This is a genomic window from Chryseobacterium sp. RR2-3-20 (genome assembly GCF_017808115.1).
GTDB classification, from domain to species: Bacteria; Bacteroidota; Bacteroidia; order Flavobacteriales; family Weeksellaceae; genus Chryseobacterium; species Chryseobacterium oryzae.
Window position 1 is genome coordinate 1 of the sequence record NZ_JADQBD010000092.1, and the last position, 8,509, is coordinate 8,509.

General features: G+C 33.5%; 5 protein-coding genes, 1 pseudogene and 1 riboswitch. Of the genes and pseudogenes, 1 reads left to right on the plus strand and 5 read right to left on the minus strand.

Annotated features, from left to right (window positions below):
• Positions 1-141: 141 nt before the first annotated feature.
• The 4 genes and pseudogenes from ccoO to IV513_RS14190 all read right to left on the minus strand — a co-directional run.
• Positions 142-2,281 (minus strand): annotated as a pseudogene (ccoO, locus tag IV513_RS14175) (cytochrome-c oxidase, cbb3-type subunit II); the annotation flags it as partial.
• A 266-nt stretch (positions 2,282-2,547) separates the two neighbouring features.
• Positions 2,548-3,432, minus strand: coding sequence for a helix-turn-helix transcriptional regulator (locus tag IV513_RS14180; protein ID WP_209391213.1), 885 nt, complete (start codon positions 3,430-3,432; stop codon positions 2,548-2,550).
• Between the two features lie 260 nt (positions 3,433-3,692).
• Positions 3,693-4,817 carry a T9SS type A sorting domain-containing protein gene (locus IV513_RS14185; protein ID WP_209391214.1) on the minus strand — a complete coding sequence of 375 codons (1,125 nt, stop codon included), beginning with the start codon at positions 4,815-4,817 and terminating at the stop codon, positions 3,693-3,695.
• A 7-nt stretch (positions 4,818-4,824) separates the two neighbouring features.
• Positions 4,825-6,099 (minus strand): YncE family protein, encoded by a 1,275-nt coding sequence (locus tag IV513_RS14190; protein ID WP_209391215.1) that lies wholly within the window; start codon positions 6,097-6,099, stop codon positions 4,825-4,827.
• A 104-nt stretch (positions 6,100-6,203) separates the two neighbouring features.
• Positions 6,204-6,387: riboswitch (cobalamin riboswitch) on the minus strand.
• A gap of 248 nt (positions 6,388-6,635) precedes the next feature.
• On the opposite strand from IV513_RS14190, the gene IV513_RS14195 reads away from it, so the two are divergent.
• Complete coding sequence (locus IV513_RS14195; RefSeq protein ID WP_209391216.1) at positions 6,636-7,520, plus strand: exopolyphosphatase; 885 nt, start codon at positions 6,636-6,638, stop codon at positions 7,518-7,520.
• 188 nt (positions 7,521-7,708) lie between these two features.
• Here IV513_RS14195 and IV513_RS14200 read toward each other — a convergent pair whose 3' ends face one another.
• Complete coding sequence (locus tag IV513_RS14200; RefSeq protein WP_209391217.1) at positions 7,709-8,320, minus strand: DUF4142 domain-containing protein; 612 nt, start codon at positions 8,318-8,320, stop codon at positions 7,709-7,711.
• Positions 8,321-8,509 lie beyond the last annotated feature (189 nt).

Here is an 8,509-nt window from a genome sequence, read left to right on the forward strand (position 1 = left end):
GAAAAAAGAAGACAAATAAAATCGGATTCAATCCGAAAAAGAAGACAGTTGTATTTTCAACAGAAATTAATAAATTTATAACCCTAAATACTCCTTAAGGATTTATTCCAAAATGTCCAAGTTAGTTTGAAGACGTACACTTTTAGAGTAAACATCTTTTAAGTCGCTCGCTTCAGAAAATAGTTCTTTTACAATGGTAGCAGCCTGATGATTTGCCCAGCTTTCAGCAGTGTCAACCTGCGCTTTTGTATAAGGAACATCATATACATTTTTCATAAAAACGATTTTATCCACCATTTTACTTTTATCCAAATCTGTACTAATGAGCCATGGATATCTCGGCATAATAGAACCTGCAGATGTAGATCTCGGATTATACATGTGTTTATAATGCCACGAACTAGGATTCTTCCCTCCTTCCCTATGCAAATCTGGTCCTGTTCTTTTAGAACCCCATAAAAATGGTCTGTCATAAACAAACTCTCCGGCTTTGGAGTATTCACCATTTTTACCATTAAATCTTACAATTTCATCCCTAAACGGTCTAATCATCTGAGAATGACATGCATTACACCCTTCTCGAATATAAATATCTCTACCTTCCAACTCTAAGGGAGAATATGGTTTTGCCGCTGAGATAGTAGGTGCAGATTTCTTTAGAGATAATGTAGGGATAATTTCGACTGCACTTCCTATAGAGAGTACAAAAAATGATAAAATGCTCAACATATATGGCGTTCTCTCAATCCAAAGGTTAGTACCTTCTCCTTCTTTTCTTTTCGGTGAAATTACAGCTAATGCCGGTGCTTCTGCTGGAACAGTTCTTTGGAATGAACCTTTTCTTATCGTAGCAATAACATTTACAACCATAAGAATTGATCCTGAAATATAAAATGCACCACCTATAAACCTCATCTTAAAATAAGGAATAATAGCTGTTACAGTATCCAGCCAGTTCTTCCACATCAGGGTTCCGTCTGGATTAAACTGTTTCCACATCAACCCTTGAGTAAATCCGGAAATGTACATTGGTACCGCATAAAAAATAACTCCCATTGTCCCTAACCAAAAATGCCAGTTTGCCATTTTCACAGACCAAATTTTTGTTCTCCACATAATGGGAACCAAATAATAAATCATCCCGAAAGCAATAAAGCCATTCCATCCTAAAGCTCCTAAATGTACGTGCCCAATTACCCAATCGGTATAATGTCCAATTTTATTTATATTTTTTGTTGCCAAAAGCGGACCTTCAAAAGTTACCATTCCGTAGCAGGTAACCGCAACGACGAAAAACTTCAAAATAGGATTTTCTCTTACTTTATCCCAAGGTAAGCAGACCATTTAGCATTCCACCCCAAGATGGTGCAATAAGCATAATCGAGAAACCTGAACCAACTGCCTGTGCCCAAGCCGGTAATGCTGTATATTGCAAGTGATGCGGCCCCGCCCATATATACACAAAAATTAATGTCCAGAAGTGAATAATCGATAGTTTATAGGGAAAAACAGGTCTTTCTGCCGCTTTTGGTAAAAAATAGTACATTAAACCTAAAATTGGGGTTGTTAAAACAAACGCTACCGCATTATGTCCGTACCACCATTGTACTAATGCATCTTTTACGCCGGCATACATAGAATAAGACTTCCAAGAATCAAAAGAAAGAGGTATTTCTAAATTATTGAGAATATGAAGCATTGCAAGTCCGATCCAAGTTCCTATATAAAACCAAATAGCAACATAGAGATGCCTTACTCTTCTTCTTGCAATCGTCATAAACATATTGATTCCGAAAATAACCCATGAAAAGGTAATTAATATATCAATAGGCCATTCACGTTCTGCATATTCTTTGGAAGTATTAATTCCCATAAAGAATGTGATGAATGTTGCAACAATCATAATCTGCCATGTCCAGAAATGAATCCAAGACAGTGTAGGACTCGCCATTGGCGTTTTTAAAAGCCTCGGTAAAGAATAATAAACACCGGTGTAAACACTGTTACATACAAATGCAAAAATTACAGTATTGGTGTGCAGCATTCTTATTCTTCCAAAACCAAAAGCACCATGCGTATCTATTAAAGTCTGAATTCCTCCCGCTCTTAAACTATGAATGGTTGCATCATCGGTTCCAAATAAAAACTCGGGCAATTCCGGATAAAAAAGCATTAATGCTGCCGTAATCCCAAATGTAAACCCAATAAGACCAAATACTATTGTCGCATAAAGAAATGCTTTAACAATATTATTGTCATAACTAAATTTTTCTAACTCCATATCACTTTTATTTTTTCTTTTTTTGCTTACTAAAAATCATAATCCAATTATATCTAATACAGATAAACGATGAGGATTATAAATTCAAGAAAGAGAGCTTATAAATAATTTTCAAATTTATAAAGAGCATATCCTTTAAACATGGTACTAATTATGGAAAATATTGCTAAATAAGCAGATTGTAATTGCTGAAAATGAAAGACTTTAATGCATCAATATGATTAGTAATTAACATCAATATCCATGAATTGTGAATGACAAAATCTTCAAGAGTAGTATTGTTTCCTGAAATTATCCGGCGTGTAACCCGTATATTTTTTGAAGAATTTTATAAAATAGGAAGTATCAAAAAAACTCAGTTCCATAGCTATATTGGCAACAGACAAATCGTAATTTACAAGCATTCTTTTAGCTTCCAGCAAAATACGATTTCTAATAATTTCGCCCGCAGACCGATTCAGATTATCTTTGCATACAAAATTGAGATGGTTGGAAGTTACATACAGCAACGACGCATAATCTTTGGGAAGTCTTAGTTCTTTAAAATTATCTTCAATAAGATTAAAAAACTGTTTAAGAAATACCGAACTTCGGTTTCCGTTGCTTAAAATTGTGGCTTTTACAGGCAATTCTCTGCTTACCAGTATAAATAAACGAAGCATTTCTGCAGCAATCATCATCATGGTATACTCATCGCTTTTAGCCATTTCTTTCAAAATAATTTCAAAAATTTCTACAATTCTTGGTCGAATATTCTCGCTCAGCTTCAGCATTTGGAGATCCGAAAAAACATTGAAAAAAGTAAACTGATCTATAACAGATGAACTTAAAAATATCTGGTCAAAAAAAATATCCGAAAAATTGATAACATAGCCCTCCACCTCATCTTCTTCGAACTTCCAATGGTGAACCTGCCCCGGAATCATAAAATAAATACAACCTGCTTCAATTGCATAATTTGTAAAATCTATCGTGTGAACCCCTTTACCTTTTGTGAAGTAAACGAGATGATAAAAAGAATGCTTATGAATGTTTTTAATGGGAGGATTATTAATTAAATATCCTTCAAACTTATCTGCATTAAAAAGGTCTTTAGACAGTTTATTACTTACCAGATTACAAATACTGAATGTTGGGTATTTTTTTTCCATGAATTAAAAGATTAATTCCATGGTATTTAAGAAATCTTCAAAAGGAACTAATATCTACGCAAAATTAGAATTTTACTAACCTAAATTATGGTAAAATTCAAAGTAAGAATAGTATAATTTAAGTTTTTTCACCACTGAAGTATCAGCATAACTTACTTTATTATTCAATTGAAAAAATCTTACAAAAAACTTAATAACAACAAAAAAGGTGTGCTTAAAATGGCACACCTTACAGTTAGACAACAATTGTTTGAGAAAATTTATCTTTTAATTATTTTTTTCGAAATAACAGATTTATCGGTTTGAATTTCAACCACATAAACACCGGAAGGAAGATTCTGTATATTTATTTTATTATTAACTGCAGTTAAAACTTGCTGCCCTGTTACAGAATATAAAGCAACCTTTTCAATCTTATCCGTTGAATCAATCATAATAAAATCGCTTGCCGGATTTGGATAAATCCTGAAACTTTCTTTAGCAATATCTTTTACACTTAAATTAACGTTTGCTTCAGTAGGTATAAAAGGTCTTCTATATCCGAAACCCAAACCAAACCAATCATTGTTATTAAGCACTACAGACGAAAGATTAGCACTCGTTTTCCAGTTAGAGAGATCTGTACCTTTATAAAGTTTCCAAGAAGAATTTCCGGAAGAAGTACCCGAAAAAGAATTTAAAGATACCGAAGAAATCTGATTGGATGCTGCGGTAAAACTAAAAGTATTGGTATATGAAGCAATCATTTGCAAAGCCTGTTCTCCCGTAATAGTACCGTTATACTGAATACCAAAAACAAAGGAATTTGCATTTCCGTTGGAATTATTGGTTCCAAAATCAACAACAACCAAGCTTCTGTGAGATCCAACACCGATCCAATTTGTTATTTGGGATGCATTATACCACTGAGAGCCATAAGCTGCGACAGGCAACACCGGCGCTTCAGCAGTCGGATTACTAAAGCCGTAACTTGCACCGTACCATGTACCGTCCTCAATAATTCCGCTATTCATCCATCCATTCATTCCAAATGCAGAAGGATCTGTTGCAGTCCATAAGCTCCACCAATCGGGTGAAGATTGTTGCGAATGACTGTTAAAACTTACTTTATCCAGAAAACCGTTATTAAATGTAAGATTATAATCAAAAGCTGGCTCTGCAGCTTTTATCATTTGCAGCATTTGTGGAGGAGTAATATTTTGTCCGGGATTAAACCTTACTCCCCAAACATACGATCTGTCGTCGGTTCCATCCTTAAAATCTGCAACAAAATAAGCCGTTTGTGAGCCTGTTCCAGCAAAAAACTTCACATCATTTGCCGTGAACTGAGCTACACAAAAAGCATATAAAAACGTAGAGAATAATACGCTGAAAAACTTTCGCATTCTTTAATTATTTAACGATTAATTTTTCTGAGAAATGAGAATATTTATCTGTAATTTTTACCACATACACTCCTTGCAATAAAGAACTGATATCTATTCCGTTTTCATTATACGTACGTTCAAGAACCATTCTTCCATTAGCATCGTATACTTGAACTTTTCCTTGCTGAAGTCCTTTTACAAAGAATTTCTGGCTTGCCGGGTTTGGATAAATGCTTACCCTGGATGTTTTTTTATTTTCCTCTGTAGAGAGTGAAGCACTGCTGTATGCAATAATCTGGTTTGGCAAATAGGTTGTTGTAAAAGTATTGAGCAAATTACCTTGTAAATCGTAAGAATATACTTTTCCCGCAGCAATATATCCTTTAGGATCGGCAGCATAGATTTTATTATTTACAACATTAAATCCGTATGCGGTTCCGTATGAATTAACTGCCATTGGAGTAACAGCAATAGCATTTGTATTGAATGATGGGTTTGCAATAGGCGTTTTATAAATGGAAGCCTCATTCATATAATAAATGTTAGTACCATCTGTATCCATATAAGTTGGTTTGGTACCCACAGGAAATGTAAATGTTGAAACCGTTGCCTGAGCAGCAGTATCATATACTGTAAATATCCCAAAAGAGTTTGCTGTATAAGGGTTCCCTGAACTCATGATGTACAACAAATCATTTTTTTCGAAAATACTGTGCGGAGCATCGCCTACATTTACCTGAGACTCAACTGCATTTGTATTAAGATTAACAACATCCATAAAATGATTAAGACTAAATCCGCCTTTCAGCAAAACATACAGTTTATTATTTTTACTGAAGATTTTTTCTGCTCCAGCACCTACGGAAATACTGCTTTCGTAAGCATAATTATTCAGATTATATACTGCAACATAATCATCCGTTAAACTACTTGTTCCCCAATTGGTTACATACAACTTATTTCCACTGAATGCAATATATCTGGGATTATTTAAATTAGTTGTGATGGTTGTAACTAAAGAAAAATCAGATTTATTAATAACCTTAATGGTATTGGAAATATTTAAAACCACAAAAATTTTATCGCCAAAAATTTTAATGTCCTGAGCAGTATCTCCCAGCGTTGCATTGTTATTTTTGAGTTTAAAATAATTGTTGGTGATGACCGACTGGTTGTCGATAAACGAAATTTCAGCATTAGAGCTTCCCGCTCCGCCTTCATTAAGGACAAGAACTCCTTCGGTTTGTGCATTGGTCAACGAAAAGACAAATGCCAGAATAAGAAAATAGAATTTCTTCATGATATAATTGTATTAAAGTTTTACTCCCGAAACTTCGCTTTAGGGTACAAAACGCTCACGAAAAATTCTTTGCAGAAATTCTTTTCATACGCTTTTATTCCCGAAAGCTGAAATTAATCTAAGGCAGGTCTCCTGGCTTGCATATTATTATAACCTTCCCAAACTAGAGGTTCAGTGGTGTATTTATAATAATTTATATAGCTTACAGTTGCGGGTACAGCTCAAGATTTTTATACTTGATTCCCTATTAATGAACGCATCGGTTCAACCTTAAACTTTTACAAAGATATTATTTTTAATTTTTGATGTTTTTTAATACATCAGCATGGTTTTGAAGCTTATAGAATTAATTTCCAAAACATTTTATTGTTTAAAAAGGAAAATAAACATCATAAAATAGAATTTAACACAAATTTCATTATTTATAATCAGTCTTTTTCAATATTGAATATTTAAAACTTTCTTCACAATAAACTTTCATCATTTGTAGTATATTTGTATAAAATTTAAGTTCCCAACAAAATTCTTTTTCAGATATGATCATTGCAGCGATAGACATAGGAAGTAATGCAGCCAGACTATTAATAAATGAAGTAAAAATTCAGAATGGTAAGCCAGAATTTATTAAACTGAATCTTCTCAGAATTCCTTTAAGATTAGGGATGGATGTTTTCACTATCGGAAAAATTGGTGAGGAAAGAGAAAAAATGGTTATCGATTCTATGAAAATCTTCAGCGATCTGATGAAAGTCTACAAAGTTGAACATTACAGAGCTTGTGCTACAAGTGCAATGCGCGATGCAGATAACGGAAAAGAAATCATTGAACAGGTGAAACAGACTTCAGAAATCAGTATTGAAATTATTTCAGGAGACGAAGAAGCGACTTTAATTTACGAAAATCATGTTGCAGAAGGTTTAGACAAAGATTTCGCCTATCTTTATGTAGATGTTGGCGGTGGTTCTACCGAGCTTACCTTCTATGAAAACAATAAAATGATCTACGAAAAATCTTTCAATATAGGAACCATAAGATTACTGAACAATTTAGTTACAGAAAACAATTGGAAAGAAATGAAAGAGGAGATTAAGAAAAATATTGTAAGTAAAAAACCGATTGTAGCGATTGGATCCGGCGGAAACATCAACAAAGTTTTCTCTATGAGTAAAACAAAAGACGGAAAACCCATTTCTTCGGCACATCTTAAAAAGGTTTACAAAGAATTTAATGATCTTACGGTTGAAGAAAGAATGACGAAATACGGCTTTAGACAAGACAGAGCCGATGTTTTGGTTCCTGCACTGAAAATCTATAACAACATTATGAACTGGTCTGAAATTACCAAAATTTTTGTTCCTAAAATCTCTGTTGCAGATGGATTAATTCATCATATTTACAACCAGGTAAAAGCAACTAAATAATTCTCTTAATGAGAAGTATTCTATCATTAATTAACAAAAATTTAAAGTAGAAAAGGATTTTCAGGCGATTGTTAATTATCATTTAAAGCTAAATTAAAATACTCAAAAAGTATAACTTAATAATTCAAAATTATAAAAATCCGTTTTTCATTACTGAAAAACGGATTTTTAATGACTAAAATTTCAAGCTATTTCATAGAAGAATCCACTTTTTGGGCTTCTTTTAAATGTTTTTCCAAAGTAGGAAGTGTATTGGATGCGAAAGTCTTTAAAGAAGTATCTTTTCCTTCTGAAGACTGTTTTTTAAATGCATCAATATCCTTTTTATGATCGGAAACCATCATTTTGGCATAAGCTTTATCAAATTCTGCTCCCTTTTTCATTTTTAATTCATCGTACATTGCCTGCTGTTCGGTAGTCATTGCTGCAGGAAGGCTATAATTGTTTGCCGAAGCCCATTTCTTTAGCTCTTCTCCAGCCATTGTATGATCTTTTACAATCATAGCAGCCAAAGATTTCACAGCGGCACTCGAAGCATTGGCTTCTGCAAGTTTTCCGGTCATTACTTCCATCATACTTCCTGTTGATGCTGCATCTGCAAACATTTTGTCCTGAGAACTGAGCATTGTATTGTCTGTTCTCATATTGTCCGCAGTGGTAGCAGAATCGCTAAGAGTTGTAGGAGAATCTGATGTAGACATCGTTAAAGAATCTGAATTACTGCCGGCAATAGTAGTTTCTTTTTTGTTGCACGACACGATTGTAGCTACAGCTAACACTGTAAGAATTGAATTTTTCATAATGTTTGATTTGGTTTGTATATTTTGAATATGCCTTTTCAGTAACAATTACACTGCCAATTTATGTTTTTTGAATAAATAAATAATTATAATTCAATAGCGTCCTAAATAAAAAAATAAGAAGGAATTAAAGTAACTCAAAGTATCTTTGAGGTTGTACAACAAAAAAACCTTCTTATGGATTCAAAA

Excerpts from the sequence above, each read along its gene's own strand:
- IV513_RS14200 (WP_209391217.1), bottom strand. The coding sequence starts at position 8,320 with ATGAAAAATTCAATTCTTACAGTGTTAGCTGTAGCTACAATCGTGTCG.
- IV513_RS14185 (WP_209391214.1), bottom strand. The coding sequence starts at position 4,817 with ATGCGAAAGTTTTTCAGCGTATTATTCTCTACGTTTTTATATGCTTTT.
- IV513_RS14190 (WP_209391215.1), bottom strand. The coding sequence starts at position 6,099 with ATGAAGAAATTCTATTTTCTTATTCTGGCATTTGTCTTTTCGTTGACC.
- IV513_RS14195 (WP_209391216.1), top strand. The coding sequence starts at position 6,636 with ATGATCATTGCAGCGATAGACATAGGAAGTAATGCAGCCAGACTATTA.
- IV513_RS14180 (WP_209391213.1), bottom strand. The coding sequence starts at position 3,432 with ATGGAAAAAAAATACCCAACATTCAGTATTTGTAATCTGGTAAGTAAT.